The organism is Mesorhizobium sp. WSM4809, assembly GCF_055811655.1.
In genome coordinates this window covers 1-23,932 of the sequence record NZ_JBVVQW010000028.1, presented here as the reverse complement: position 1 = coordinate 23,932, position 23,932 = coordinate 1, and the positions used below count along the sequence as shown (strand labels likewise).

Here is a 23,932-nt window from a genome sequence, read left to right as displayed (position 1 = left end):
GGCTGGTTTGGGAGCTTTGACAATGAGGCTAAAGTAAAGTGACGACAATGCAGGCAAGCATCCCCGCCGAGACCGGCCAACTCGTTGACCAGCGCTACTATCAGGCCGGCGCGACATGGGAGGACGATACGCACCGGTCTCTGAGACGTTCGCGCACGCTGGCCTGGCTTGTCAGCGGCGCTGCCAGTGTTGTTGCAGGCCTTTCGTTGCTGACCCTCGTGCTCATCCTGCCGCTCAAGCAGTTCGAGCCCTATGTGATCGAGGTCGACAAGACGACCGGATATCTCGAAGTCGCGCGCGCACTGAAACCCGGCGATCTGTCGCAGAATGAGGCGGTCACAGCCGCCAATCTCGTTCGCTATATTCGCGCCCGCGAAACCTATGACGCGCACGAGATCAAGCAGAACTACGATCTGGCGCAGCTTTATTCGATGGGAACGGCGTCCAGGGATTTGACTTGGGCTTACACGCCGTCCAACGCGCAATCCCTCGACAAGGTCTACGGGCGCAACGTCACCATTTCCGTCGACGTCAAGTCGGTTTCACTGCTCAACACCACGACCGCTTCGGTGCGGTTCTCGACCACGACACGTCGCGAGAATTCTTCCACGACCGACAATTGGGTGGCCGTGGTCAAGTTCCGTTACACGACGACGCCGATCAAGAACGAATGGCGCTTCGACAATCCGCTTGGCTTCCAGGTGATGGAATACCGTCGCGATCAGGAGTCCGCGCCGACGGCTGGGAGCGCGCAATGAAGACCCACATCGGCGCCGCCCTGTCGCTGCTGATTTTGCTCGGCTCGACCAGCTACGCTGCCGCGCGCGACCATCGTATCCGCTACGTGCCTTTCGACAACGACAATGTCACGACGGTCAATGCCGCGCTCGGCGTCTCCACCATGATCGAACTCAGCCCGTCCGAGGTGATCGAGACGGTTTCGGCCGGCGACACCAAAGGCTGGTCGATCGTGCCCAAACGCGGCTCGCGCTTTCTGTTCATCAAGCCGCTCGAACGGGACGCCTGGACGAATGTCAACGTCATCACCGACCGTCGCGTCTATTCGCTGTTGCTCAAAGCCACCGACAGCGATCGCGACCGTGCCTCGTTCCAGGTCCGATTCAGATATGCGGATGAGGATCAAGACGCGCGCTTGCTTGCCCAGGCCCAGCAAAGCGCGGCCGACCCCGACCTCAAGAACCTCAACTATGCCGATCTCAACTACGATTACGTCTATGCCGGCGATGATGGCCTGAAGCCGCGCGTTGCTTTCGACGACGGCACCAAGATGTTCCTCGAGTTCACCGGCGACATCCCCGCCATCTTCGTCGTCGACGAAAAAGGTCAGGAGTCGCTGGTCAATCAGCGCACCCAGGGAAAATACACGATCGTCGACAAGATCGGCCGGCAATTCACGCTGAGGGCCGACGGCAAAACGCTCTGCCTCTACAATCGAGCGCGGCCGTCGAAGACAGATCCTGTCTCTGACGTCTACGGGCCGAAGAAGCTGGTGCGCGGGCCGGCCCCTTCTCCTCCCCGAGCGCGAGCGGACGATAGATGAGCAATATCGACTATAACGAGCTTGATGGCGGCCCGAGCGTCGCCAGACGCTATGCCGGAATAGGCACAAAAGTCGCCATGGTCGCCGCAGGGCTGATTGTGGCGATCGCGCTGATCTGGATCAACTGGCCCCGCGAGCCGCTCTCTCGCGATGCGGCCTCGGACGCTAGCGAAAATTTCAACCCGCCTGAATTTCGCCCGCCGGCCCTGGCCGAGACGCCACAAGCGGCCGACAAGACAATCGACCAGATCGTCGTTCCACCGCCCGCGGCAGGCGAGGCCAACAAGCAACAGGCCGACAACGTCGATCAGACGGTTGAGCAGGGCGCCGATCTCGATGCGCAGCGGCGCGCGATCGAAGCCCAATTGGCGGCCGAGCAGGCTCGGCGCAAAGCCGAAGAAGAAGAGACCCGCCGCAAGCAAGCGGCCGACGAGGAGGCCCGCCGGAAGGCCGAGGAGGCTGAGCGGCAAAAGGCAATGTGGGAGCGCCTGCGGTCGAACCAGATGATTACCAGCGAGCAAGCAAACCCGGCCGCCGGGCACGATCAGCCGGCCCAGGCGCAAATCGCCGCCGACGGTCAGCTTGTCCCGGTGCCGGGCGCCGACAACGACCCGAACAAGGCTTTCCTCGCGCAATCGGAAACACATTCGAACGCGATGGCGAAGGCGCGGGTTTTCCGGCGCACCGATGCGTTGATCCCCGAAGGCACGATGATCCGCGGATTTCTGGAAACCGCCATCAACACCGATCTGCCCGGCATGGTTCGCGCGGTGGCACGCGAGGACGTCTATTCCGTTGACGGCCGCCGCATTCTGATCCCGAAAGGCTCTCGGCTGACCGGCGAGTATCGTTCGGGGATCGCGCGTGGGCAAAAGCGTGTGTTCATCGTCTGGAACCGCGTCATCCGTTCCGACGGCGTCTCGGTCGACATCGCCTCACCTGGCGCCGATCGTCTCGGACGGGGCGGTCTCGGCGGCCGCGTCGATACGCATTGGCTTGAACGCTACGGCAATGCGATCATGCTTTCCGTCGTTGGCGGCGTTTCGGAGTACCTGTCCTCCCTCGCCGACAATGGCAGCGACAGCCAGCAACGGCAGGTGACGACCGTTGACCCGGTCACGGGGCAGACGGTCACGACCACCTATGGCGGTTCCGGCTCGCAACGCGACGCCCGCAGCATCGCCTTCGACAAATCATCGACGGCGCTGCAACAGCTGGCACAAGAAGCGTTCCGCGACACAAAAAACATCCCGCCGACGATTTATGTCGACCAGGGCACGCCGATCGTCGTCTTCGTGCGCCGGGATCTGGATTTTTCCGAGCTCTATGCGGATCCGGTAGAAGAGGAGCTGGCTCGACTGAAGCGCGGCGGCAAGCCGGCAAAGGCGGTCGATCCGACGCCGCTCTTCATGACGCCGAAGTCGGAGGCTGATCCGGATTATCCAGGCTACGGGACTCCGGTGAGATGAATGTGCAGCCTGTGCCGAACCCTTGGGCGCGCGCACCGGTGCTGCGCGCCGAATTGGAACCGATCTGGCCCTACATGGAGGAAGAAGCGGTTTCCGAAATCGCCATCAACCGACCCGGCGAAGTTTTCATCGAGCGCCTGGGTACAAAGGAGATGGAGCACGTCGTCAAACGCGAGCTCACCAGAAACTGGATCCGCTCGGTCTCGGTTGGCGTCGCTTCGGCCACCAACCAGGTCGTCAACGAGGTCACGCCGGTACTGTCGGCAGCTCTCCCCTCAGGCGAGCGCTTTCAATGCGTGCTGCCGCCGGCGGCACCCGATGGCGGCGCGATCTCCATCCGCAAGCAGGTCATCATGGACATGACCCTTGGCGACTACGCCAAGATGGGCGCCTTCGAACAGACCGAAATGGGCAGTGGCCTGGCGCTCTCCGCCGAAGAAAAGCAGCTCGCCGAGATGCTCAACGACACCTCGCCGTTGGAATTTCTGCAATACGCGGTTCGCAATCGCATTTCTCTCATTGTCTCCGGCGGCACGTCGACCGGCAAAACAACCTTCCTCAATGCGTTGTTGAAGATCATCCCCTCTCATGAGCGCATCATAACCATCGAGGATACGCGCGAGCTCAAGCCGGCGACGGCCAACACGGTGACGCTGCTTGCCTCGAAAGGCGACCAGGGCCTTGCCAGGGTTACGCCGCAACAGCTGCTCGAGGCGTCATTGCGCATGCGGCCCGACCGGCTGCTGCTCGGCGAGCTCCGCGGTGCCGAGACATTTTCCTTCCTGCAAGCCATCAACACCGGCCATCCTGGTTCGCTGACAACCGTTCACGCCAATTCGGCCCGCTCGGCCTATGAGCGCCTGGCCCTCATGGTCATGCAAAGCAATGTCGGGCTCTCTCGCAGCGAGATCCTTGACTACCTGCGCGAGGTGATCCCGGTCGTCGTGCAAATGGTGCGCGGCGACGGCGGACGCCGATCGATCAGCGAAATCAAGTTCACGAAGGCTGAGACGATGTGACGGGGCGCATTATGGAAAAGATCGCCGGCAGGATTTTCCTGGCGTTGATGGCCATGGCGCTGGGCGCGTTGCTGTTTGTGGTCGCATACGCGGCGACCGACTGGTACAGGACCGGATCGCATTTTCTCTTCGACAGCCTGAATGCGGACCCGCGGCCAGTCTTCGGCTACGCCTGGACGGACCTGAAAGCTGGAAGCTTCGCAAAGCTGCAATACGCCGGCGCCGCGGCCCTATTCGGCTTCGTCCTGCCGCTCGCGATCGCATTCTTGATGCGGCCGCCCAAGCGCAACGACGCGAAATTCATGTCGATGGCCGACGTTCGCCGGGCTGGCCTGCTGAAGCCGAGGGGCATCTTCATCGGACGCGCCGGCGGCAGACTGGTCAACGTCTTTGCCCCGCACCGCGATCGGCGCACCGGCAAATTGCGCCTGACGCGCCCCAGAGTTCGCGGCGGCAAGAAACTTTGGATCGACGGCGATGACGTCGGCGGCTTCGTCATTGGACCGCCCAGATCGGGCAAAGGCGCGGCGCTGATCATCCCCAACGCGCTAATGTGGCCACATTCGCTGGTCGTGCTCGATCTGCGCGGGGAGACCTATGAAGCGACAGCCGGCCATCGGGCCACCTTCAGCGAGGTCGTCCGCTTCGCGCCGGCCGACCGCGACGGCAACACCGCCTTCTATAATCCGATGGATTTTATTTCGCTCGATTCGGCTCAGAGGGACATCGACCTGCGCAACATGGCGGCCGCGCTCTTTCCGCGGCCGCCTGCCAACGCCGATCCCTATTGGGTCAACGATGCGCGCCTCCTTTTCACCGGCATTGCCTCTTACGTCATGGAGTCCTCGCGGATCGCCGACGAAAACCGCAGCTTCGCCACCATCCTCAAGATCATGAACGGCGCCGACGAGCCGATCCTGGAGTTCCTCGCGAGCCTGCGCGACACCCGCCGGCATGAAGTGTCCGATTTTACGCTGCAGACGCTTCTGCCCTATGCGGATATGGCGGAGAAGCAGTTTTCCGGTCTCTATGCCGGCGTTCGCACCGGCATGGCGCCTTTCCTGAACGAGCGGCTTATGCGGGCGACCTCCCGGAGCTCCTTCGACATCCGCAATCTCAAGAGCGAGCGGGTCTCGCTCTATCTCGATTTCCGGCGCGAGCAGATGGCTTCGATCGGCCCGCTTTTCAATGTGCTCATCACCCAGATGATGAACTTCATGTCCGAATCCATGCCACGCTCCGGCGAGCACCAGGTGCTTGTCCTGCTCGATGAATTTCAGAACCTCGGCAAGCTTGAGAAGGTAACGGACATGGCCACCGTCCTTGGCGGCCACGGCGTGCCGATGTGGTTTTTCGTGCAGTCGCTGAAATCCGTCGACGAGATCTACCGGAAGGAAAGCCGCGAAACGCTGATCAACGCTGCCCGAGTCCAAATCTTCTTCGGCGCCCAGGAGACCGACGATCTACGCTACGTCTCCGAGCAGATAGGCGAAACGTCCGAACCCCAGAAGGACGTCACCACGACGCAGGCCAGCCTTTTCGACACCTATTACACGCGCTCTGTTCACAGCAAGCAAGTGCGTCGGCCGCTGATGCGTCCGGACGAGATCCGTACCATGGACAAGAGCAAGGTCGTCATTTTGCCGCGCGGCGAGAATGCAATCCTTGCAACCCGCAATTTCTATTTCGCTGATCGGGAGCTCTCCAAGAGGGCTTTCATGGCGCTCCCGGAAAGGGCGAACGCAAAGCACGCCAAACCGGTCGCTGCCCCCGCCCTCCCCTCCCCGTCCGTCCAGTCGATCGTGCCGGTCGGGCCACGCTACCGCTCCGGCATCATCCACTCGCGGCTGCAGCGCGGTGCGACCTTCGCTGCAAAAGTCGGACGTACTGAGCCGCCAATCGCTCGCCGTCGCTTGCCCGCCCCGCAAAAGAATGAGCTTGAGGCGACTCATATCCCGTCGGCAACGGCGGCGCCCGTTGCGCCACAGGCTGTCGACTTTTCGGCTTTGGCGGCCCGGGCGGCGGCGACCAGGATCTCGCCGCAAAAAGAGGCCGTGATTGCGGCCATTCTCGCCGAGGCTAAATCTTTCCGTTCGCAGTCGACTGACTCCGAGACATTCGACCGCAATTTAAGCGTCGTCGCGGAAGCATTGCCGGATGTCGTGGACGAGTGATCCCGTCCGACAACCGCGCGTCGGCGGTCATTGTTGGTGGGGTCCAACAAGCTCCGTTTCCGCTGAGAAGAGTTCAGTAGGCGGCAAAGACCCGGCCATTGGGTTTGGCGGCTCGCGGTGGCCGCACATAAAACAGGGCGCCTGAAAAGGACTCACGCGCCCTGTCTAACGGTTTGAATTAAGCATGTCTTCTCCCGAAACCGGGCCTACCTTCGAAAGACATGTGCTTAGCGCTCGTATTCGTCGTCCTGGCTGCGCTGTGTCTTGCGGTCCTGATCGTCGGCCTGCCGGCCCTTTTGCTTAGCTAAGTCTTTCTGCTGCTGAACGCGTTGCCGCGCCTTCTCGGCGTGTCGCGCCGAGGTCTCGGGCTGACGCGTGTCTTCTCGGGCCGGCAAATCGCGGCCGCGCGCCTCTCTTTCAGGCGCGGCGTCCCCACCTCCGCCCGCGCCCCTTTGCTGCTCGAACTGGAGGCGGGCCAGTCGATCGTGCATCTTGTCGTTCACGCCATCGCGGTATTGCTCGAAACGTGTTTGCTCGGCGTTGGGAAGCGTGTCCCGCATCTGATCCAACGCCTGGTTCACACGTGCCATCTTCTGCCGCATTTCCAAAGGTGTCTGCGCCATTTCGGTAGCTCCTATCAGCCTGGTCAATTCTTTCATGCCGGGATGGGACAAGAACGACGAGGTCCGCCCCGGTCCCTCGCCGCCCCTGGAGACAGCGGCTGCCGGCTTCTCGCCTCCCCTGTGCGCATGAATCTGGAGGACAGTGTGGCCGATCGCCTCGGCTGCAGTCAGCGCTTTGCCGGTGATCCCAGCCGACCGCATCACGGCGGCCGTCTGCTGCCACACGCCGGCGATCGCTCCGCCATTGGCGACGAGCAATCCGCTATCCATTCGACGCTGTCGTTTGTCCTCCACACGCGCGACAGTCTTGTCACTGACCTGATAGCGCGCATCGTGCTGCGCGCGTTTGTAGGCGCCCGCGTGTTCCTTCGTATAAGGTCGGCTCATTGCGTGATCGTACCGGCGGGTCGCGACCATCGCGATGCCGTGTTCGCGCGCCTTCTCCGCGTACGCTTCGCGCCAGGCATGGAGATCCGCCTTGTAGAATGTCAGCCGCTCGCCGTCGGCCGACCACGCCTGCACCATGGCGTGGATATGGACGTGCTTCGTCTCGGCATGGTGTGCGAGCACGAATTTGTGCCCGGGCGCGCGCTCCTCGAGCACTGCCCGCGCGGCCGCCAAGACCGCTTGCGCGTCCGTACCAGCCCGGGCCGAGAAAAGAAGGTGATAGGCGTTGCGACGCTCGCGGCCGAAAAGTTGTGGCCGCCATTCCTCAAAAATCGCCGCGGCCGCCTTCGTCGGCTGTTTGCTGGAAACCGCCTGTCCATTCGCCTGGCGAACCTGCTTGTGCGCCCGAATAAACTTTTGCAGAAAATATTGCGCCTTGCGCTCGTTACCGACGGCCGCCGTCACTCCAGCCGCTGCGCGGATGCCGGCCTTCTCCATGGCTTCGCGCAAGCCGGCTTCGATCTTGTCGAGCGCTTTGCTGCGTGAATTTGCCCGCCCGGCGGCTAAGATCTTGGCAAGTGGTCCGGCGCGTTCTCCCGTGTGGCCATAAACGGCGACGCTGTCGCCCGTCGTGCGAGCATAGACGAACGGCTTTGATCCAAAGGCCGCGTTCAACGCCTCGCCAAGCGCTTCGTCCGTGACGTCGCCGGCGAGCTCGAACCGCACCTCGATGAAATTCGTATTCTCGAGCTGCGGCTCGAATGCCTGGGTGAATTGGTGCAGAAAGCCGCGACGGTCCTGGGCATTGGCAAGCCCCTGTCCGCTATCAGTGAAGATCGCGATATCGCGCTTCTCGCCCTGTTCATTGGCGCGTGTGCCGATATAGGCGAGCAGGGCGCCGGCCTGTTTGCCATTGGCCGCGCTGGACAAGACCTTGAACACCGCCGGCTGCGCGCCGGCGGCATAGGCTGCTCGCGCCGCAACCGCCCTCGCCTCTCGGGTCGCCCGCGCGAAGTGTCGAGCGGACGGGAGCGCGCCCGACCTTCCGCCGCCCCCGCCACGGCGCCGCCATTCTTCTTCCTCTTCCTTGACGAAGGCGCCCAATGCGAGATCGAAAATCGCTATCGCCCCTTTTGCGTCGCTGGATGAACGCAAGCTCCCGCTGGTGCCCACAGACAGTGGTAGCGCGCTGAGCGGTCCGCCTCGGCCTGCGGACGAAACCGGGGCCGTTGCGGCGCGAGGGCTCGCTCCTGAGTGCTTTGCGCTCGCTGTCGGCCATTGCCCACCAGCTTGGGGTGAAGGCCAGCGGCCCGGGGCGACGCCACTCGCACGGATGTTCATCGCTTGACGATCGGCCGTCTCCCGACCAGCCGCTTGCAAAAGCTTATCATCGTTAAGCTCCTCGAGATCGCCAGCGCCCGGCATCCGCAAATAGCGTTCGATCTCGGCAGCATATCCGGCGAGACGGCCGCTCATGCCTTGATCTCGCGCCGCTTGCGCGGCCTCGCAATCATCGCCTTCAATTCTTCGCGGAACCGACGCACGAGCTCGCCAACGGCGATCAAGGCGCGCTCGAGGTTTTCGTCATACGGCACCCGGCCCTCGTTCATCGCGCGGACCGCCTGATTGAAATTCACACCGACGCGGCGAAGCTGGTCAGTGGCCTCCTCAATGGCGGGTCGCAGCTCCCCCGTCGCCGCCGGCAGAAACCCCGCCTCGGTCCGAACAAGGCGGCGAACGACTTCGCTGACCGTCACCGACTCCCCGTCAGCCATGGTGCGCAGCCGCTCCAGTTCGACGCTTGAGAAGCGCACATGCAGGACCTCGCCATAGCGCCGGGATGTGTTCTGACTTTCTGTTTGGCCACTGTGGGGTCTCATCTTCAAGCCCGATTGCGGGCGCCAAAGGCCCCCTTGGGCCGCGACGCCTCTTTTCGTGTGTAACACAAAAAAGGCTATCCTGCCAAAGACAAAAACAACATCACCAAAATATCCTTGCGGTGGTACGCTAAATAACCCCAGCTTTCATTTCCAAATCATCTGCACATGTTAGCAAGGAAACATGCTCACCGGAAACATATTGCATCGTCAACTTATCGACAAGCCACTTTCGCGACATGTTTTTTTTCAGGATGTTACCTTGCTGCGGAATCATCATGCTAACATGGAGACAGATCGCAGGAGCAGGGAACGTGAGCTGGCGCGATCGGGATCGCCGCGACCCCCGTGGGTTAGGTAAGGCGGAAAACCGAGGCATGCGACCGAGGCCGACGGGCACGGCCGATTTGCGCCGGGCCGAGCATCGATGGCCGGCCCCGGTTGCGTGGCCTCGAGCGTTCTCTGCAACCGCGGCGGATGCCGCGGGCAGGCTGACCTAATCGTTCGGCAGCTTGTGCTTATGGATCCTGATGTAGTCCTGGACCGCCTGGCGCAGCAACTCGGTCATGCTGTGGCCGTTGCTGATCGCGAGCAGCTTGAATTGGCGCTGTTCGCCGGCCGTAAGGTAATAGCCGCAGCGCACCATTTCCTCTTCGCGAATCTTCTTGCCGGCAACCGGATCCTTCTTCTGGCCCTGTCGCAGCATTTTGCGGAAGTCCGGCCGAGCTGACGCTGGCGCAGCTTCCACCTCCGATGCCGCCGCGGATGCGGCGGCAAGCGCCTGAGGGGCGGGATCGGACTTGGGAGCGATGAACATGCTCGGAAGCGCCGACGGCTCAGTGGAGATCGCTCGCATCATGCGAGCCTTCTTGTCGTCTTGTGACTCCGGTGGGCTTTTGTCGGTCATGCCGCCTGCCTCATTGCTTCGGTGAAGGTCTTCAGGACGTCGTCGAAGACCCCTTCACTTTCGGCAATCGCCTTCGCGTCAGGTTGACCCGGGCTATAGAGTGTCTGGCCGCTTTGCAGGTCGCGATAAGCGACACGGTTTTGCAGCGCATGTTGGGCGATCGGCGTGCCGTTCGCCTGAATGATTGCGCGCAGTTCGCTCAAGGCTCTCGCCTTCGCATCGATGATGGTCTGTTTTGTCAGGACAAACACGGCTGGCAGCGGCCGGCCGCGTGTTTCGGCCGCGAGCGGGATGTAGTGGTCGGTGATCTGGATTGCGGCGGTCACGTCATCGAGCGCGAAGAAGATCGGCACCACGACGATATCGGAAGCAAATAGCCCGGCCATGAGGTTGTCGTTCGTGGTGCCTTCGGTGTCGATCAGCACCACGCTGCGCTCGCCATTGTGCAGTTCTGCCGCCTTCAGGATCTCGCGCGGCGTCGTGGCGCTGACCAGCTGGAGTGTCTCGGGACGATTGCCGGCCTCCTTGAGCATTTGAACCCACCGGCTCATGTTCTGGCGAACGTCGCCGTCAATGAGTGTCACCGCGTAGCCGCGCTTAAGGGCGACGGATGCCAGCGCGCGCAGCAGGGTCGATTTGCCAGTGCCACCTTTGGCGATAGCGGCAGATATGATCATAGCTCGGGAGACCTTCGATGAATCGGTTTTATGCCAACCGCCTGCCCGGCAATTGTCATACCCGAACCCAAAGTGTAGTGTCAATTTATGAGTGATCAACCGGACAGGACAGTGATGTTCAGGGCAGCTTTGGCCGAGATCTCGACGCGCGACGGCTGCGAGGCCGCGCTTGATGCGGCAGCCGCCACGCTGGCGCATTACAGCGCGCTTGCCTCCGTCGGCATGATGCGCCAGCGCGAGCTGATCTTGATGGTGCCGAACAGTAAGGTGTGCGGAACGGATGATTAGGGCAGTATTGGTGGCCGTAGCGGCGGCGGCGAGCCTCGGCGCCGCCGCTCCAGGTGATCAGTCCAAGGAGGCCGGCAGCAATCCGATGTGGCCCGCCGGACTGCGATGGGATTGCGCCACGGCAGCAAAAATCGTGTGTGAACGCGACGGCTCCTGCAAGGTCGCAAAAGGGGATGCTTCATTCCTGCTCAACTACGACAACAACAATATCGAGTTTGCCAGCGGCGATGTGCGCATCAAGCGGCATTATCAGCAAACGGTGCAGGCAAGCCCTCTCCAAAGCGAGGTCAAGGTGGAGCTTGCCGACAATCGCGTCATCTGGCTGACGGCGGTGGACGCCAGTCGCACCTATTCCGACGCCTGGGTGGGTGCCCTCACTGAATTGAAGGGTGGCGCCGTCCTTTTGGAATCCCAAGGCGTCTATTGCACCCCACACAAGTGAGGACGCGAACCGGCCCGCGCCAGGGACGGCACGGCTTCTGTAGCGCCGGAATCGCCAGCGGCCCGTTATCTCCGGCCTCCGCCGTCCCTACGGCGCTAGTGGGGGCGCGCTCCGGCTCCGGCTCTTTGGGCATGGGAACTGCGGCGACACAAAAGAAGGTGCTTCGACGGACCGGATGGCGGCTCAGATAGGCCCGGTGCCGCTCGCGAGGTGATCACTGCAGGAAAGGTTTCGAGGGTTTGCTGATCGACGCCGGAACTGAACAAAACCAGATGTTCGCCAGCAGACAATTATTGCAGCTGTACCGCTTGCCAGCCATCAGGTCCCCTGGAGAACGCGACCACGCCATCACCTTCGTCTTTCCAGGCAGTGCGAAGCTTGTACTTCACGGTGCACTGTACGCCAGGTCCCACGGCGTTCTTCGAGCACTCTCCGATGCGCAACGTCGCTTGATCAGTATTTTTCGCTCGCCGGAAAGCGTCCAAAGCCTCGGCCGCCGATGGAATCTCAAGGCCGGCCGCGGCCAGTTTCGCACACAGCGCCGGCTCGGACGCAATCGCCGCGGAGAGCTGGTCTTGTGTGGGATAAAGAGCCAGCGTGGCGGCTATGCCGACCAATGTTCCGGATGCCGCTGCCGTGATAAGGGCCCCCGCATTGAAGATGATCATGGCTTCGGAAAGACGTTGAAGGTCGAGGCGATAAGGTCCGTCGTATAGACCGTCTCACCGTTGCGCTTGAAAGAGTTGTTGCTGATGCGGCCTTCGACGAAGACGACATCGCCGGGCTTGGCGTTCTCCGCCACCCAGGCGGCTTGCTTCTCCTCCAGGACCGTCACCTGGACCCAATCCGTGGCTTCCTTGGCAACGCCTTGTTCGTCGCGCCAATTGCGATTGGTGGCAATGTTGACCCTCGTGCTTTTGTCGAAGGGTGCGACCGACCCGACATTGCCATGAATGGTGAACCTGTTGACGCTTTTCATCGGGGTAACTGCCTCTTTTCCTGCCACTGATTTAGCCGCCCGGGGTGACTCGGGATCATGGTCTGCTAAGGTTGAACCAGGTGCGCTGCCGCAGCCCGTTCGCGTCGTCGTATTCGATGTAGTAAGGCTTCGCGCGGCGCGGGCGTTGAATGTCGTAATAGGTGGTCGTTCGATCGTTATGTGCTCCGCTGGAAACATTGGTAAGCTGGACCGGCACGGTGCGGTCGCCGAGCTGGATGGTTCCCGTCGGACTTCCGTCGGCCCGACCATGCCGCGCTCCAAAGCTGGCAGGCTGACCGAGATTGCCAGCCGCGATTCGGCACATGCTGGCCTGGCCTTCGCCCGGCCGGTCGCTGGCCGGCGCGTAAGGCGTCCACCCCTGCGGGCAGGCCTCGTACGGATCGTAGCGGGCCCCGGACGAATTGGCCTGCGGACAAGTCGGCCACGAAAAGCCCGGCAATCCCATGGCGTCGATAAGTCGGTCAATGGGTGGATGACAAGACGGCGTGCCCTGCCAGTCACCAGACAGGCAAAGCAGGACCTGACACCCCCACTCGGATGCGAATGTTTGGGACGGAACAGACGCGGCGCCGGCGATCGCGGCAGCGCCCACAACGAGATATTTCAGCATGGTGCGGGCTCTTTTCCTCTGAGGGTTTTTGACACTTTACTATGGATTTCGGCCCGGGAAAAGGGCAGACCGAACGGGCGGGTTCGTGCGAATACATAAATTCATGCTGCCAAACGAAGCGGGCGAGGTGAACAACCCGCTTCGGGACAATATCGCCTGGTTCCTCGAAACCGAGCGCCGGAAGCGAAAGCTTCGCCATCAACACATGGCGGAACTGTTCAAGACGTCGCCTGGTCAAGGGCTGGCATACCGCACCTACATTCGCACCATGAGAAAACGAAACAACGTGACGCTGCGCACGGTCGAACAGATGGCCCAGGCGCTCGAGGTGTCGATCGCGACACTTCTGGTCGGCGGCGCGGCGGTGGAACCCTGGGCGCACGAGTTCACCGAAAAATCGATCCGCGCGCGCCTTGCCGCCATCATCGACAGCGAGCGCAAGCGCCGCAACCTGGTCCGCTATCAAATGGCGGAGCTGCTGGGCGTGTCGGAGATCACCTTCACCAAGCTCGAGCGCGCGAGCGGCAATATCAGTGTCGACACGATCGCCGCCGTCGGCGAGGCGCTCGGCCGCGATCCGGCAACCTTCCTGTTTCAGGAACCCGACAGCCAGCACCAACCGGCCTGATTTGGCGCGACCGATCGCCAAGGCTGCTTCAAAAACAGCCTCGTGCCGCTTTTAGGGTTCCGCGGCAAGCGCGGCTAACGCGTCAGTCGGTCGGCGATGCCTGACTGGGGAATGGCTTCGACCCGTCCGGGGGCCAGTCGGATCGGCTGCTAAACGGTCTTTTGCTCCGTTTATTGCGGGAGCTTCCTGTGGACGCCGCTTTTTTGAAGGCAGTCGGATAAACTTTAACGCCGAGATTGGGCCGAAATTTCGCGATCCAGGCGATCTGACGCCGATGCACGACAACAATGTGATTGGTGAGGTTCCTGGCTCGCCATTGTCTGCGCTCGGTGACGCGCAGCAAGCGGAGCCTGCCGGCTTTGCGCAGCGCATTGCGAACCGTGGTCGGCCCGACGCCGGCCCGATCGCCGATTTCCTTTACCGATCGGTCGCAGTTGCCGTGCTGCCGGCAGTCGGACATGACAATGTAGAGTGCCGCGCTTTCGCCTTCGGTGAACTCGCCGGCGAACTCGGGCCGGATAGCCTGCATGCGGGCGAGACGCCGCTTGCGCTGCCACCGTACAGGATCTCGCAAGCCGCGGGCAGCTTCGCGGCGGCCTCGCTCACTGCGAGGGTGTTGCGGATAAGAGGAGCCGGGTAGTGCGCGATCATCCGCAGGGGCCTTCTTGAGGTTGGCGCGTTGTCGCTCAGCCTTCTCGCAAAGCCGCTCTGCATCGGCCTCGCCCAGCAACTCCTCGCCGTACAGCTTCCACATCTGCCGGCAAAAATCGTCCAGCTCGGCCAATGACCGAATGTTCGTGAGCCACAGGCTCAACGTTGAATAGAGATCCATTTCTTTCCTCTCGCCAGGCCGTGCAAAGCCGTGGCGCGGAAGCGCATTTTTCTTGCAATGCCGGGAAAGACGGGCTACGGTCTCACAAAATGTTCGGGCGAGATCAGGAGCGCCAACTCCTGTAGCCTATTCCCTGAAAAAAGCCGGCCTCCGCGCCGGTTTTTTTTGTGCTCGATTTTTCCTCCGTTCAGACTCATTCGGCATAATTGCAAGGCGGAGCATACAAAGTAAAGTATCAAAAAATCCGCGAGCGGGTCGTCGAGATCGCCGCCCGACAGGCAAGAATCGCGCGGGGATGCCAGGCGTTCGTATGTCTTGCGGTTTGCCCGAAGGCGCTCCATGGCGCGTCAAGCTATCGATCTGAGGCGCTGAGTAGCTGGGCGATCTGAATGACGCCCCGCTGTTGCAGGGCGCCATTCGGTGTTCGTCAGTCGCCGTTGCGACGGTTCGGCCGAGACCAGATGAGGCTGTAGCTCTGACCGCCTTCGTCGGCGACGAGGTTGGCGTAGATTGGGGCGGTGAAGCACGGACCGTCGAGCTTGAGGCCCAGATAGGCGCGGCCTCGTTGGACGGTTTGGACCAGCCGGCACCCCGAACTCGACTCGATCCACGAGCACGCGGTGGCTGGGTGCGTTTTCGCCGCTGGCGCGCGTATCGGGGACGATCCGGACCTTCTTGGCCTGGAGGGAAAGCGTGACGATCTCGCCGTTGAATACTTTGCCAGCTGGAAGTTGCCGATAGTAGCCATGTTCGTGTGCTCCTGACTGGTTTGTCCGAAGCCGCCCTGTGCGGCCTCGATAGCGGTCGTGAGACGACGGTCCGGCCGCCTGCATCCGCTGGGCCGCAGCGGAGCGGAGTACGGCGGAAGCCGAGCTTGTTGTCCCGCGAATGCGGCGAAGCCGCAGGGGAAGAAGGTGGGCGAAGCCGTTGCAGGCAAAAAGGCCGGACCGGCGTCAGACCAATCTTAAGAGAGGCCGTTCAGGGAAGGTCCGGGCATCCGTTCCAGAAGGACGATACTGGAGATATCGGAATGTCCGCCATGCATCCGGCACAAGCGGCACGATCATGCCGCCACGAAACCAGAGGCACGAGGTCTATGCCGGTCGCCGCTCAAACGGCCGCACATGATCCCGCCGCCAAAGGTTCAGGCGATGAGAGCAGTTTTGATGACGACGATTAACCCCGCGAAGGGGTGGTTCCGGCGGTCTGATAGGCTCGGGGGCCGAATTGCTGCGCGCTTGCGTCGTGACGGCCGACGCGTGTGCCTTCGATCATGCACAGTGCGGCGATGAGCTTGCTGGCCACCGCGGTGATCATGACCTTCCTGAAGCGACCGCGCCGCACCCATGACCGCAATGAATCGGTTGAGCCGGTTGGATTCAAAGAACTCGTTGGACGCCGCTTCCAAGCCAAGTGAGACTGCGGCCATGGAAAACGAAGAGGCAGGGCCGGTTCATCTTCGACGCATCGACCCATCGCAGAATATGCGGCGGTTTTATATGGTTGCGATCCAACCGACCTTGTTCGGCGGAGCATCCGTCATTCGCAACTGGGGCCGCATCGGGACCAGCGGCCAGTCGATGATGGAAACCTTCGATAGCGAAGACAGTGCGGCCACCGCATCAATGAAGCTTCAGCGTGCCAAGCGCCGGCGCGGATATCGCGACTGTGATTCGGACTAGCGGCTGGCGACATCGCGCAAAAGATCGCAGGCCCGAAAGGCCAACTCGATGCCTCGGCGGCCAGCCGCTTCCTGTTTTCCGGAATTACCGGTGATGATGGAGATTCTTCCGCTCTTGTCCGCGATCGGTGAAAATCGAACGGAATGCCCCCAAGCTTAGCTACAACCCAACCTGTCCCTACGCGCGCCGCTTTTTGCAGGCGGCGATCCACTGCATGGCGGAGATTGGATCTTCTAGGATGGCGACCTGCCTGGCGAAATCGATAAAAGTATGGTGTGCGGCGCTTAACGGTTTGTGCCCATCCTCTGCGTCATAGCAGGCCTGAAGGGCGGTCTGGTGGATCAGCTCTCTTTGATGCTCGGGCCAGACGCTGAGGAAATCGATGGCGTCCGCGAGGCTCGCAATCTCTTGCACGATATAGGGCGCAAGCTTCACGAAAATGGGGCTGCCGAACTCCTCCGCATCCATGCGCTCCTCCCAGTTCACGAACCACCGCTTTGGACGAGCATTCCGCCCGGCAACCATCGCAAATGTGCTGTCCGGACCGAGACGGTTCAAGGGGCGCGATGGGAGATTTCTGGTTGGCGCAGTGCCTGGGGACTGTGGCAGGATCAGGGCATCAAACGTGCGTAGCAGAATGTTGCGGCGCTGTCAGTACGTGGCCCAGCCGACGACGAACATGATGAGATCAGCCATCTCCGATCGTCGTGTCAATAAACGGCTCGTCCAGCAGGCCGCAGGCTAGCGCGCTGCTCTAGATGGCGCGCAGGATGGTGAGTAGGTCGAGGAGATTGCGGGCGATGCGATCAGTGGCAACGGCTAGCACCTGGTCGCCGGGCCCGAGGCTTTTAAGCATGGTTTTCAGCCTCGGCCGCTCGGTATCCTTGCCGCTGGAACGGCCGAAGGCCCCGCCGTGCGGCGGAGCCCTCTTCGAGGCGATCAGTCCCGGTTGGGGCGAGACCAGATCAGCTGCAGGCCTTCCTCGCCTTCCACCTCGATCAGGGTGGCGTAGATCGGCGCGGGGAAGCTCGGGTCGTCCAGCTTGACCGAGAGGTAGTCGCGGCCCTCGTTGGAGACCTTCTGCCAGGCGGCTCCCAGTTCGACGCTACCCGAGTAGACGCGGAAGTGAGGGCCCTTGTCGGAAGGGTTCTCGACGCGGATCAGCTTGGCCTTGACGTTGAGGTTGAGGGTCTTGATGGCGCCGGAAAAGCCAGCGTTGCCGTTTGAGGTGAAAGTGCCGATGGTAGCCATGATGTCGTCTCCGTGAGTTTCTCGGGCCGCGACCACCGCGACCTCGATAGCGGTCGACAGACCGGAGGCGATCGGCCCCGCACCCACCAGGGTCCCCGTTGCGCGTGCGCAATGGGGTGGTCCTTAGGGCCGGAACGACAGTGAAGGGCAGCCAGGACGAGGCTTTCTTGTTCCGCGCGGAATGATGGCGAAGCCAGCAGGGGAAGAAAGTCGCGGCCGGCTGTTGCGCGCTTGGGAACGAGGCGCAGCGTAGCGAAGACGGCCTTCGGTCAGACCAGCCCCATCGAGGACGCAGGTGGTGCGCCCTTCTATGAAACCGCCGGCCAGACGACAGGCGAACCCTAGCGGCACGATCACCGCAACCACAGCCACGGTGAGGCGCCATCAGGCCCGGCCGTCCCCGTCACGCATCATGGCAAAAACTACCGACAGCCACAGCCGGAAAGGGACGCACCCGCCCCCATCACTTCGGTCGATTGACGACCGGCCGACTGGCGAGACTCCGAGGGTCCGGCGTCTGCCGCTTAAGGATGGATGACCGCGAACACACGGAAATACCTAACCCGAGCGGGACGTCGGCAGGGGCCGGCTGATTTGGCTCGGCCCGCCGGGGTACTACCCGAACTGACCGGGTGCCAATGGCGGATCCTCAGCCGGCTGCAAGATAAGAATGGCTCTGCGCCACCCCGACATGGATCGGAGAATGCAGCATCATGCAGCCTCCGCGCTGTGCGTCGCATTCGGATGGAGATCATCCAGATAGTTGACGCACGCTGGGCATGGCCGCCTCGGCATTTTGGAGGTGAGAGGGATGCTCGGCGTTCCTGCATAGCTGCATCGCACAAAATGTGTTTGCGCATCGCCCAGCGTTTAGCCATTAAGGCTAAAGCTGAAGACGAGATGGTTTCCTCCCATTTGCATCGCAATCGGCTGTTCCCCTCTGGAGGTTTTGACCTTCACATCTAAAGGGCCCTCGGTTTTCCGACGGCCCTATTTTTTTGGTAGTGCAACGTCATCCTTCGTCACTGTGCGGAACGCGGCGTGATCGCCGCTTCCAGCCCTCAGGCTTTGGGTGTCATTTCTGCCTGGCTGTATCGACCCCTCCCGCCAAAAGTCGGACCTTTGCCAGCCGTCTGCGGGCAAGCGTTCGCGCCAGAAGTTCAAAGCCACGTCCGTAACACTCAACAACGAAAGACAGCGTCATCAGATCGAGCAGAAAGTCGTCGATCGCATGTGTGAGCGCATCAGACCTTGGTTTGAATTGAAGCAGCAAGGCGCGCGCCTCTTCGATAGCGGCCCGGCAATCGTCTGCGTCTATCAATGCGTCAAGCCTGTAAAGGATCTGCAAGCGTCTCACTCTCCCCAAGGCCACTCTCAGCCGCATCGAACGTCGCTGGCGAGTGAGTATTCATCGAAAGAACATGGCCGCGTCTCGCGAAAAGGCATCGCTCGGCAAAGTGCCCGTTGATGAAGCATGCCGCGTCAAACCACAAGCAAGAATCCGGACTCCACCCAGATGAAGTCTTCCAAGGCGAGGCGAGCCGGCTCGGGTCTGCGTCTCGGCCGAAAAAATGCTGCTGAGAGGAACTGCGGTGCAAAAGAGTTTCTCTCAAGTTTGCCAGCCGCCACTGTTCAGTCGAGATTACATGCGAGACGGCCGATAACGCAAAGCAAAGGCTCGCAAGAATGAGTAAAGCAGCTGGATCAGTTGAAGATTTGGCTGCACCAAAGACCTTTTCGCCCCTCGTGCAGCCGACCTTTCGTTCGATCTGGCTCGCCACCCAGGTCTCTTCTCTCGGCTGGCTGATGCAGACTGTTGCCATCAGCTGGCTGATGGCAACGATCTCGACTTCCGATCTGATGGTTGCGCTGGTCCAGGCGTCATCGAACCTGCCCGCGTTCATCTTATCAGTATTCGCGGGGGCTCTCGCCGACAATTTCAGCCGTCGCCGGGTCATGTTCGCCGGCCGCTGCCTGATGGTGATAGGATCTGCAATGCTGACGGCGGTTGTGGCGCTGGGCTTTGTCAGTCCGTGGATGATCCTCGGCTTCAGCTTCCTGATCGCATGCGGGGGTGCTCTTCACGATCCCGCCTGGCAGGCCTCGGTTGGCGATATCGTCGACCGCCGCGATGTCCCGGCCGCCGTGACCCTGCTCTCCGTCGGCTTCAACACGGTCCGGACCGTGGGCCCGGCACTCGGCGGCATTGTGGTTGCCTCGTTTGGGCTTTTGGCAGCTTTTACCATGACCACCCTCACCTATTTGGTCCCTTTGGGCACGATATGGCGCTGCAAGTGGAAGGTTCGCTCTTCGCCTCTCCCGCGTGAGTCGATGAGAACGGCGATCTATGACGGGCTGCGCTTCACGGCGATGTCTTCGGAAATCAAGGCGGCGATCGCACGCGGAACGCTGTTTGGCCTGGCAAGCATCGCCATTCTCGCGCTGCTGCCGCTGGTTGTCCGTGATCATCTGGGAGGCGGACCGCTCGCCTATGGCACGCTCATGGCCGGCTTCGGGACGGGGGCCGTCTTCGCCGGCATCTCCAACGGCACATTCAGACGGAGCTTGTCGCAAGAACGTCTGATGAAGCTCGCGTGCGTCGCCTGCGCGGCCTGCTCCCTCTCCCTGGCACTGACCTCTTCGATTGCGGTGGCCGCACTTGCGCTCGCCTTGGGCGGCGCGGGGTGGGTCACCGCCTGGTCCGGGGTTGGCGTAAGCGTGCAGCTGGCGAGCCCGCGCTGGGTCGTGGGGCGCACGATTTCGATCTACTATGCATTGATAGATGGCGGCATCGCGGCACGGCAGCTGGGTATGGGGCACGGTCTCCCAAAGCCATTCCCTGACATGGGCGCTGGAGGGTTCCGCTGGAGCGCTGCTGCTCGTCGCCGCAGCTGGCGTGCTGTTTCCTTTGCGCGAGCGCCACGAGTCCGAGCCCGATCCTTTGGAGGAATTCGACGCCCCGGCTGTCGCTCTCAATTTGAAGCCGAGAAGCGGTCCTATCGTGGTCAAGGTCGAATATCTGATAGCCGAGAGAAATGTCGAGGCCTTCCTCGAGCTCATGCGGCAGCGCAGGCATATCCACAGCCGCGTCGGCGCTCGGAACTGGACGCTTCAGCGCAACCTGCAGAAGCCCATGCAATGGACAGAGACATTCCGCACGCCGACCTGGACGGACTACCTTCGCCTGAACCACCGCCTGACGGAAGTGGACAAGGAACTGGACGAGCGTGTCTCCCAGTTGCAGGCGGGCGAGGAAGCGCCTCAGTTGACGCTTTCAATTGAACGGCCGACCAGCTCGCCTCGTAAACGCGCAATCCTCCCACTTCCCCGTCATTGAAGCCTGACCGTCGCGTCTTACCAGCGATTGCTAATGTTGATACTGCTAACGGTCGTGGTGAACGCGGAACAATCACCGGGATTCGATGGTCAGCGGCGCAGATGTACAACAGGCTGTCTCGCGCGAGTGGGTACGCAATATCCTGTGTCCGCGACAGAAGCCAAAGACCAATTTCATCCGGTCAGCGTGCCGGAAGCGGACACCACGAGGGTGCTGGCTTGATGTGGACAATGCGTGGGGGCGGGTGGACGAAGGCGCGCGATGGGCTTAGACGACGTTCGCAATCCCCAAGTCCGCCGAGAGCACTATGAAGCAGCAGCGACCCTTTGTCGTCGAGATCAAACAGAAGCGTGGCCTCGTAAAACGGCCAGAGTCGATCTGGGCAGGCATCGACCTGGCCGCCATCGGGTACGATTTCGCGAAAGCGAACACGAAAGGTGCGGTCGCTGAGGCGATGCGGCAGCCGATAGGTCCTGGCGCAAATCTTTCCCAGCCCGTGTTCACCACCTCCGAAGAAGTATCCCAGGCCAAGGAGATGACCTCGCCCGACGCATCCCCTCCTGAGCCACCCACGATCGAGAAAGCGCCCGTTCCGGATGCATCTCACGCACCGACTGGAGACCGACGAACTCACCGCAAGAAGCGGTGGCAGAAAGATGTTCCTCTGCCGCGAAGTGAACGATGGAAGCGGCGCCTGCCGTGGGTGCTCCGCCAGAGCCGGGCCGAGCGGTAGGTTGACCGTTCAACGGGCCAGAAGGAGAATAAAAGCGCGTGACTGCGGCCCACTCACTGCCGTACCGCTCGCTCAAGACGATCCGTAAGCGCCATGATGATAGATCAGAGCCGGATCCGGCTCTCCGCTGGCCACATGCCGGACGCTGCCGAGGGCGAGCGCGTGGCTGTGGCGCACAATCGTGTCCTCGACCGTGCAATCGACCGCGGACTCGTCGCCCGCGGTGACGATGTTCCAACCGGCGCGCCCGCCGCTCAGAAATGTTCCTCTGGGGCATAGACCTCTTCATTATGGCTATTGCTGGGAAGCCCATGAGTCTTGGGAAGACCTTTGCCGCTCAAGCCATCGGCTTTCGGAAAGACCGGCGACGCTTCGTCTCAACGACTATTCCAGCCGTATTCTTCGCGGTGAGCACGGCCGTTTGCTTCGGCTTCGGTTGGGGCGGGGCATCAGGCGCCCTTGGCTCCGGCGTTTTCTTGGTCTCTTCCTTGTTCTTGCGGGCGCACAGCAAAGCCTTGGCGCTCGCCGCCTCCGCATCCGATACCTCGCCGGCCGGCTCCCCATCAAGATTGACCCGCACAGCGCCAGCATTCAGTCTCGCCAAGTACCTGGGCATGCTGGTATAGGCACGCAGGGCTCTCCTCAATTCATCATCTGACAGTTCGCCGTCCAGCACGCGAATGTCATGGTGGATGCCGATCCTAAGCGGCTTGGGCGCTTTCGGATTGAACGCCGCAGGCCACTTTGCCGACAAATGCCGGAAAAGCTGTGCGGGCGATTTCGCTCGGCTGGGGGTCGTCATGATCAAGCCTCGCCCGATTTGTTTTGTTTCCCAGATCGGACCCTCCGTAGCACCTATATATGCAATGATTGTGGACGGCAAAAAAATGGGGATTCGTCCGGCAGGGGCAAAGCAGCGCATCCTAGCTTCTAGATGAATACCGTTGCCCTCCCAATCTCCTCGCGACTTCTGAGGTACGGAAACGATAAATCGGACGACCAACCTTCTGAACGCGTAAGAACTGTCGGCCATGCCGTTTGGCAAAGGACGGCTGCGCCGAGTTAATCGGCGGCAACTTGGCATAGGAAGAGAAGTCTACTCCAATCAAGAAGCCAGCCGCGAAACGCTAGCTAACGCCTAAGGTCTGGAGCTCGCCTTCTGCTCAACGCCATCACAAGGACGGCGTTGAGCAGCGTAACGACGCTTACATCCTGATGTTGCCAAGCCGTCCTGGACGCGATCTAGTACTCGATTAGCGTATAAACGAAAAAGGATTGCAGTTTTTTCGACACGCCGCCGCTCGAAAAGTTCCATGTTCGCCTTTTGGCAACGGCTGGCTTGGTCACGCGAGCTTCCCGTACGGGGCGGCTATTGCAACCGATCGCTCTGAAGCTGCCCGCAGCCGCTCGTCGCTAGCCACCGCGCCCGCGCCAAGTGGGATGTCCAAGCCCGACGTGCCCGTTCCGGCTGGCGCTCTGCGTCAATGTTCAAGATGGCTCGTGCCACCTTGCGCCAGTCGAGGCCCATCGCCTCCGACATCAGCAGGACGGCGTAAGTCTGAAAGTGCGCCACATCATAAGGCGTGACCTCGGCCAACTCGGGTGTTTCATTATCGATCCAGGCCTCCTCCTCCATTGGGGGCGCGTCGATGTAGCGGCCAATCGACGCTAGGTGCGCCGCAATCTGGTAACGCAGGTGATCGCGGCTCCCGTAGCGCGCATCAATTTCGCCGAGCTTCTTGTACAATCCCCTACGCTTGTCGCGCGGAACATCGGTATCGCCCAGGGAGTAACAACTCGGACCGACGGCGCAGATATCGCAGCCCGTTGCGACCACGTCCTGCACGAATGCAGGAATGTCCTTTTCTTGCATGCGCTTCATTTCAATAGGCCTCTTCTGACTTCACTTTTTTTATCACAGATCACTCAATTTGCAACCTTGCCGTGCAATCTTGCGCGTCACCGCGGTGCGCAAGCACCTTCCCTCTCAGCTGCCCGTGAGCCCCGCGCCGGTCGTGGCGCGGCTCAAAGGCTGCGAATGTGCGGCCGGCGCCGTGCCGGGAGATGGCTGCCCCAAGCGGCGGCTTTTGAAAGAGCCGCCGCCGTGGGCTTGGCTAGATCATTACGCCGCAAACAGCGGTTGAACGCGCGCCCATTGATCGGCGGTGCGCAAGCCGCCTCGCTGCGTGTAGCTTTCGACCGGGAATTTCATCCAGCGCGGCAGCCAGCTTCCCACCTTGTCGCGGCCGTTCTCGCCGGAAAGAAAGTCGCGGATAATCGTCTTTTGCGTCTTCACCTTCTCGGCGACATTGCCGTCCGCGACAGGCTTTCCGCCGAGCTCGGCCAGCATGGCATTAGCAATTTCCTTGTCGCGCAACAGCTCGAAGAAGGCGTCGTCCGGTTGCCAGCAAGCGGCGAGGTCGACATTCAGATGA

General features: G+C 61.5%; 25 protein-coding genes and 3 pseudogenes. 12 read left to right on the top strand and 16 right to left on the bottom strand.

Features of this window, described 5'->3' with window-relative positions:
* Positions 1-47: 47 nt before the first annotated feature.
* Genes AC0L24_RS32295 through AC0L24_RS32275 form a run of 5 tightly spaced genes read left to right on the top strand, consistent with a single transcriptional unit; the run spans position 48 to position 6,223 of the window.
* Positions 48-758 carry a VirB8 family type IV secretion system protein gene (locus AC0L24_RS32295; RefSeq protein ID WP_473564907.1) on the top strand — a complete coding sequence of 237 codons (711 nt, stop codon included), beginning with the start codon at positions 48-50 and terminating at the stop codon, positions 756-758.
* A complete protein-coding gene (locus tag AC0L24_RS32290) occupies positions 755-1,561 on the top strand; it encodes a TrbG/VirB9 family P-type conjugative transfer protein (RefSeq protein ID WP_473564906.1) in 807 nt (268 codons plus the stop codon). The genes AC0L24_RS32295 and AC0L24_RS32290 overlap by 4 nt, the downstream gene beginning before the upstream one ends.
* Positions 1,558-3,030 carry a type IV secretion system protein VirB10 gene (virB10, locus tag AC0L24_RS32285; RefSeq protein WP_473564905.1) on the top strand — a complete coding sequence of 491 codons (1,473 nt, stop codon included), beginning with the start codon at positions 1,558-1,560 and terminating at the stop codon, positions 3,028-3,030. The genes AC0L24_RS32290 and virB10 overlap by 4 nt, the downstream gene beginning before the upstream one ends.
* Positions 3,027-4,049, top strand: a complete 1,023-nt coding sequence (virB11, locus tag AC0L24_RS32280; protein WP_473564904.1) for a P-type DNA transfer ATPase VirB11 — start codon at positions 3,027-3,029, stop codon at positions 4,047-4,049. Before virB10 ends, virB11 begins: the two co-directional genes overlap by 4 nt.
* Positions 4,050-4,060: 11 nt before the next feature.
* Positions 4,061-6,223 carry a type IV secretory system conjugative DNA transfer family protein gene (locus tag AC0L24_RS32275; RefSeq protein ID WP_473564903.1) on the top strand — a complete coding sequence of 721 codons (2,163 nt, stop codon included), beginning with the start codon at positions 4,061-4,063 and terminating at the stop codon, positions 6,221-6,223.
* Between the two features lie 227 nt (positions 6,224-6,450).
* Here AC0L24_RS32275 and AC0L24_RS32270 read toward each other — a convergent pair whose 3' ends face one another.
* The 4 genes from AC0L24_RS32270 to AC0L24_RS32255 all read right to left on the bottom strand — a co-directional run bounded on the left by AC0L24_RS32270 (position 6,451) and on the right by AC0L24_RS32255 (position 10,694).
* Entirely contained in the window at positions 6,451-8,388 is a 1,938-nt protein-coding gene (locus AC0L24_RS32270) for a relaxase/mobilization nuclease domain-containing protein (RefSeq protein WP_473564902.1), read from the bottom strand.
* A 317-nt stretch (positions 8,389-8,705) separates the two neighbouring features.
* Positions 8,706-9,119: a MobC domain-containing protein gene (locus AC0L24_RS32265; protein WP_473564901.1), complete on the bottom strand. Its 414-nt coding sequence runs from the start codon at positions 9,117-9,119 to the stop codon at positions 8,706-8,708.
* A gap of 487 nt (positions 9,120-9,606) precedes the next feature.
* Positions 9,607-10,017, bottom strand: a complete 411-nt coding sequence (locus AC0L24_RS32260) for a hypothetical protein (protein WP_473564900.1) — start codon at positions 10,015-10,017, stop codon at positions 9,607-9,609.
* A complete protein-coding gene (locus AC0L24_RS32255; RefSeq protein WP_473564899.1) occupies positions 10,014-10,694 on the bottom strand; it encodes a ParA family protein in 681 nt (226 codons plus the stop codon). Before AC0L24_RS32255 ends, AC0L24_RS32260 begins: the two co-directional genes overlap by 4 nt.
* Positions 10,695-10,808: 114 nt before the next feature.
* On the opposite strand from AC0L24_RS32255, the gene AC0L24_RS32250 reads away from it, so the two are divergent.
* Positions 10,809-10,982, top strand: coding sequence for a hypothetical protein (locus AC0L24_RS32250; protein ID WP_158302685.1), 174 nt, complete (start codon positions 10,809-10,811; stop codon positions 10,980-10,982).
* A gap of 10 nt (positions 10,983-10,992) precedes the next feature.
* A complete protein-coding gene (locus AC0L24_RS32245) occupies positions 10,993-11,424 on the top strand; it encodes a hypothetical protein (protein ID WP_245468549.1) in 432 nt (143 codons plus the stop codon).
* 290 nt (positions 11,425-11,714) lie between these two features.
* Here the strand turns inward: AC0L24_RS32245 and AC0L24_RS32240 are convergent, their stop codons facing one another.
* The 3 genes from AC0L24_RS32240 to AC0L24_RS32230 are packed head-to-tail and all read right to left on the bottom strand — an operon-like array spanning position 11,715 to position 13,034.
* Entirely contained in the window at positions 11,715-12,092 is a 378-nt protein-coding gene (locus AC0L24_RS32240) for a hypothetical protein (RefSeq protein ID WP_473564898.1), read from the bottom strand.
* Complete coding sequence (locus tag AC0L24_RS32235; protein WP_292337276.1) at positions 12,089-12,403, bottom strand: single-stranded DNA-binding protein; 315 nt, start codon at positions 12,401-12,403, stop codon at positions 12,089-12,091. Before AC0L24_RS32235 ends, AC0L24_RS32240 begins: the two co-directional genes overlap by 4 nt.
* Positions 12,404-12,458: 55 nt before the next feature.
* Positions 12,459-13,034 carry a hypothetical protein gene (locus tag AC0L24_RS32230; RefSeq protein ID WP_473564897.1) on the bottom strand — a complete coding sequence of 192 codons (576 nt, stop codon included), beginning with the start codon at positions 13,032-13,034 and terminating at the stop codon, positions 12,459-12,461.
* A gap of 286 nt (positions 13,035-13,320) precedes the next feature.
* Between AC0L24_RS32230 and AC0L24_RS32225 the strand changes: the two genes are divergently transcribed.
* Positions 13,321-13,662: a helix-turn-helix domain-containing protein gene (locus AC0L24_RS32225; protein ID WP_473564896.1), complete on the top strand. Its 342-nt coding sequence runs from the start codon at positions 13,321-13,323 to the stop codon at positions 13,660-13,662.
* A gap of 82 nt (positions 13,663-13,744) precedes the next feature.
* On the opposite strand, the gene AC0L24_RS32220 is transcribed toward AC0L24_RS32225, so the two are convergent.
* Complete coding sequence (locus AC0L24_RS32220) at positions 13,745-14,494, bottom strand: hypothetical protein (protein WP_473564895.1); 750 nt, start codon at positions 14,492-14,494, stop codon at positions 13,745-13,747.
* Between the two features lie 427 nt (positions 14,495-14,921).
* Positions 14,922-15,195 (bottom strand): annotated as a pseudogene (locus AC0L24_RS32215) (DUF736 domain-containing protein).
* 587 nt (positions 15,196-15,782) lie between these two features.
* Between AC0L24_RS32215 and AC0L24_RS32210 the strand changes: the two are divergent.
* Together AC0L24_RS32210 and AC0L24_RS32205 are read left to right on the top strand one after the other, a co-directional pair.
* The gene (locus AC0L24_RS32210) at positions 15,783-15,911 is read left to right on the top strand and encodes a hypothetical protein (RefSeq protein ID WP_473564894.1); all 129 of its coding nucleotides are present in this window, start codon (positions 15,783-15,785) and stop codon (positions 15,909-15,911) included.
* A 10-nt stretch (positions 15,912-15,921) separates the two neighbouring features.
* Positions 15,922-16,176, top strand: coding sequence for a WGR domain-containing protein (locus AC0L24_RS32205; RefSeq protein WP_473564893.1), 255 nt, complete (start codon positions 15,922-15,924; stop codon positions 16,174-16,176).
* A 177-nt stretch (positions 16,177-16,353) separates the two neighbouring features.
* Here the strand turns inward: AC0L24_RS32205 and AC0L24_RS32200 are convergent, their stop codons facing one another.
* From AC0L24_RS32200 to AC0L24_RS32185, 4 genes are all read right to left on the bottom strand, one after another.
* The gene (locus AC0L24_RS32200) at positions 16,354-16,644 is read right to left on the bottom strand and encodes a DUF982 domain-containing protein (RefSeq protein WP_473564892.1); all 291 of its coding nucleotides are present in this window, start codon (positions 16,642-16,644) and stop codon (positions 16,354-16,356) included.
* Positions 16,645-16,930: 286 nt separating this feature from the next.
* The gene (locus AC0L24_RS32195; protein ID WP_473564929.1) at positions 16,931-17,116 is read right to left on the bottom strand and encodes a recombinase family protein; all 186 of its coding nucleotides are present in this window, start codon (positions 17,114-17,116) and stop codon (positions 16,931-16,933) included.
* On the bottom strand, positions 17,116-17,427 hold the full coding sequence (locus AC0L24_RS32190) for a DUF736 domain-containing protein (protein ID WP_125000731.1): 312 nt from the start codon (positions 17,425-17,427) through the stop codon (positions 17,116-17,118). Before AC0L24_RS32190 ends, AC0L24_RS32195 begins: the two co-directional genes overlap by 1 nt.
* A gap of 1,075 nt (positions 17,428-18,502) precedes the next feature.
* A complete protein-coding gene (locus AC0L24_RS32185) occupies positions 18,503-18,775 on the bottom strand; it encodes a hypothetical protein (protein ID WP_473564891.1) in 273 nt (90 codons plus the stop codon).
* A 338-nt stretch (positions 18,776-19,113) separates the two neighbouring features.
* Between AC0L24_RS32185 and AC0L24_RS32180 the strand changes: the two are divergent.
* Positions 19,114-20,764, top strand: a pseudogene (locus AC0L24_RS32180) (MFS transporter).
* Positions 20,765-21,071: 307 nt separating this feature from the next.
* On the top strand, positions 21,072-21,497 hold the full coding sequence (locus AC0L24_RS32175; protein WP_473564890.1) for a hypothetical protein: 426 nt from the start codon (positions 21,072-21,074) through the stop codon (positions 21,495-21,497).
* A 337-nt stretch (positions 21,498-21,834) separates the two neighbouring features.
* Here the strand turns inward: AC0L24_RS32175 and AC0L24_RS32170 are convergent, their stop codons facing one another.
* The 3 genes and pseudogenes from AC0L24_RS32170 to AC0L24_RS32160 form a co-directional block, all read right to left on the bottom strand.
* Positions 21,835-22,299, bottom strand: a complete 465-nt coding sequence (locus AC0L24_RS32170) for a ProQ/FINO family protein (RefSeq protein ID WP_473564927.1) — start codon at positions 22,297-22,299, stop codon at positions 21,835-21,837.
* A 567-nt stretch (positions 22,300-22,866) separates the two neighbouring features.
* Positions 22,867-23,379 (bottom strand): hypothetical protein, encoded by a 513-nt coding sequence (locus AC0L24_RS32165; RefSeq protein ID WP_473564889.1) that lies wholly within the window; start codon positions 23,377-23,379, stop codon positions 22,867-22,869.
* A 240-nt stretch (positions 23,380-23,619) separates the two neighbouring features.
* Positions 23,620-23,932: pseudogene (locus AC0L24_RS32160) on the bottom strand (chromosome partitioning protein ParB); the annotation flags it as partial.

What these genes read in the sequence shown, in the direction of transcription:
- AC0L24_RS32175 (WP_473564890.1), top strand. Translation starts at nt 21,072, where the DNA reads ATGAAGCAGCAGCGACCCTTTGTCGTCGAGATCAAACAGAAGCGTGGC.
- AC0L24_RS32200 (WP_473564892.1), bottom strand. Translation starts at nt 16,644, where the DNA reads ATGGATGCGGAGGAGTTCGGCAGCCCCATTTTCGTGAAGCTTGCGCCC.
- AC0L24_RS32275 (WP_473564903.1), top strand. Translation starts at nt 4,061, where the DNA reads ATGGAAAAGATCGCCGGCAGGATTTTCCTGGCGTTGATGGCCATGGCG.
- AC0L24_RS32230 (WP_473564897.1), bottom strand. Translation starts at nt 13,034, where the DNA reads ATGCTGAAATATCTCGTTGTGGGCGCTGCCGCGATCGCCGGCGCCGCG.
- AC0L24_RS32210 (WP_473564894.1), top strand. Translation starts at nt 15,783, where the DNA reads ATGAGCTTGCTGGCCACCGCGGTGATCATGACCTTCCTGAAGCGACCG.
- virB11 (WP_473564904.1), top strand. Translation starts at nt 3,027, where the DNA reads ATGAATGTGCAGCCTGTGCCGAACCCTTGGGCGCGCGCACCGGTGCTG.
- virB10 (WP_473564905.1), top strand. Translation starts at nt 1,558, where the DNA reads ATGAGCAATATCGACTATAACGAGCTTGATGGCGGCCCGAGCGTCGCC.
- AC0L24_RS32290 (WP_473564906.1), top strand. Translation starts at nt 755, where the DNA reads ATGAAGACCCACATCGGCGCCGCCCTGTCGCTGCTGATTTTGCTCGGC.
- AC0L24_RS32250 (WP_158302685.1), top strand. Translation starts at nt 10,809, where the DNA reads ATGTTCAGGGCAGCTTTGGCCGAGATCTCGACGCGCGACGGCTGCGAG.
- AC0L24_RS32255 (WP_473564899.1), bottom strand. Translation starts at nt 10,694, where the DNA reads ATGATCATATCTGCCGCTATCGCCAAAGGTGGCACTGGCAAATCGACC.
- AC0L24_RS32170 (WP_473564927.1), bottom strand. Translation starts at nt 22,299, where the DNA reads ATGACGACCCCCAGCCGAGCGAAATCGCCCGCACAGCTTTTCCGGCAT.
- AC0L24_RS32205 (WP_473564893.1), top strand. Translation starts at nt 15,922, where the DNA reads ATGGAAAACGAAGAGGCAGGGCCGGTTCATCTTCGACGCATCGACCCA.
- AC0L24_RS32165 (WP_473564889.1), bottom strand. Translation starts at nt 23,379, where the DNA reads ATGAAGCGCATGCAAGAAAAGGACATTCCTGCATTCGTGCAGGACGTG.
- AC0L24_RS32190 (WP_125000731.1), bottom strand. Translation starts at nt 17,427, where the DNA reads ATGGCTACCATCGGCACTTTCACCTCAAACGGCAACGCTGGCTTTTCC.
- AC0L24_RS32235 (WP_292337276.1), bottom strand. Translation starts at nt 12,403, where the DNA reads ATGAAAAGCGTCAACAGGTTCACCATTCATGGCAATGTCGGGTCGGTC.
- AC0L24_RS32295 (WP_473564907.1), top strand. Translation starts at nt 48, where the DNA reads ATGCAGGCAAGCATCCCCGCCGAGACCGGCCAACTCGTTGACCAGCGC.
- AC0L24_RS32240 (WP_473564898.1), bottom strand. Translation starts at nt 12,092, where the DNA reads ATGATCATCTTCAATGCGGGGGCCCTTATCACGGCAGCGGCATCCGGA.
- AC0L24_RS32260 (WP_473564900.1), bottom strand. Translation starts at nt 10,017, where the DNA reads ATGACCGACAAAAGCCCACCGGAGTCACAAGACGACAAGAAGGCTCGC.
- AC0L24_RS32220 (WP_473564895.1), bottom strand. Translation starts at nt 14,494, where the DNA reads ATGGATCTCTATTCAACGTTGAGCCTGTGGCTCACGAACATTCGGTCA.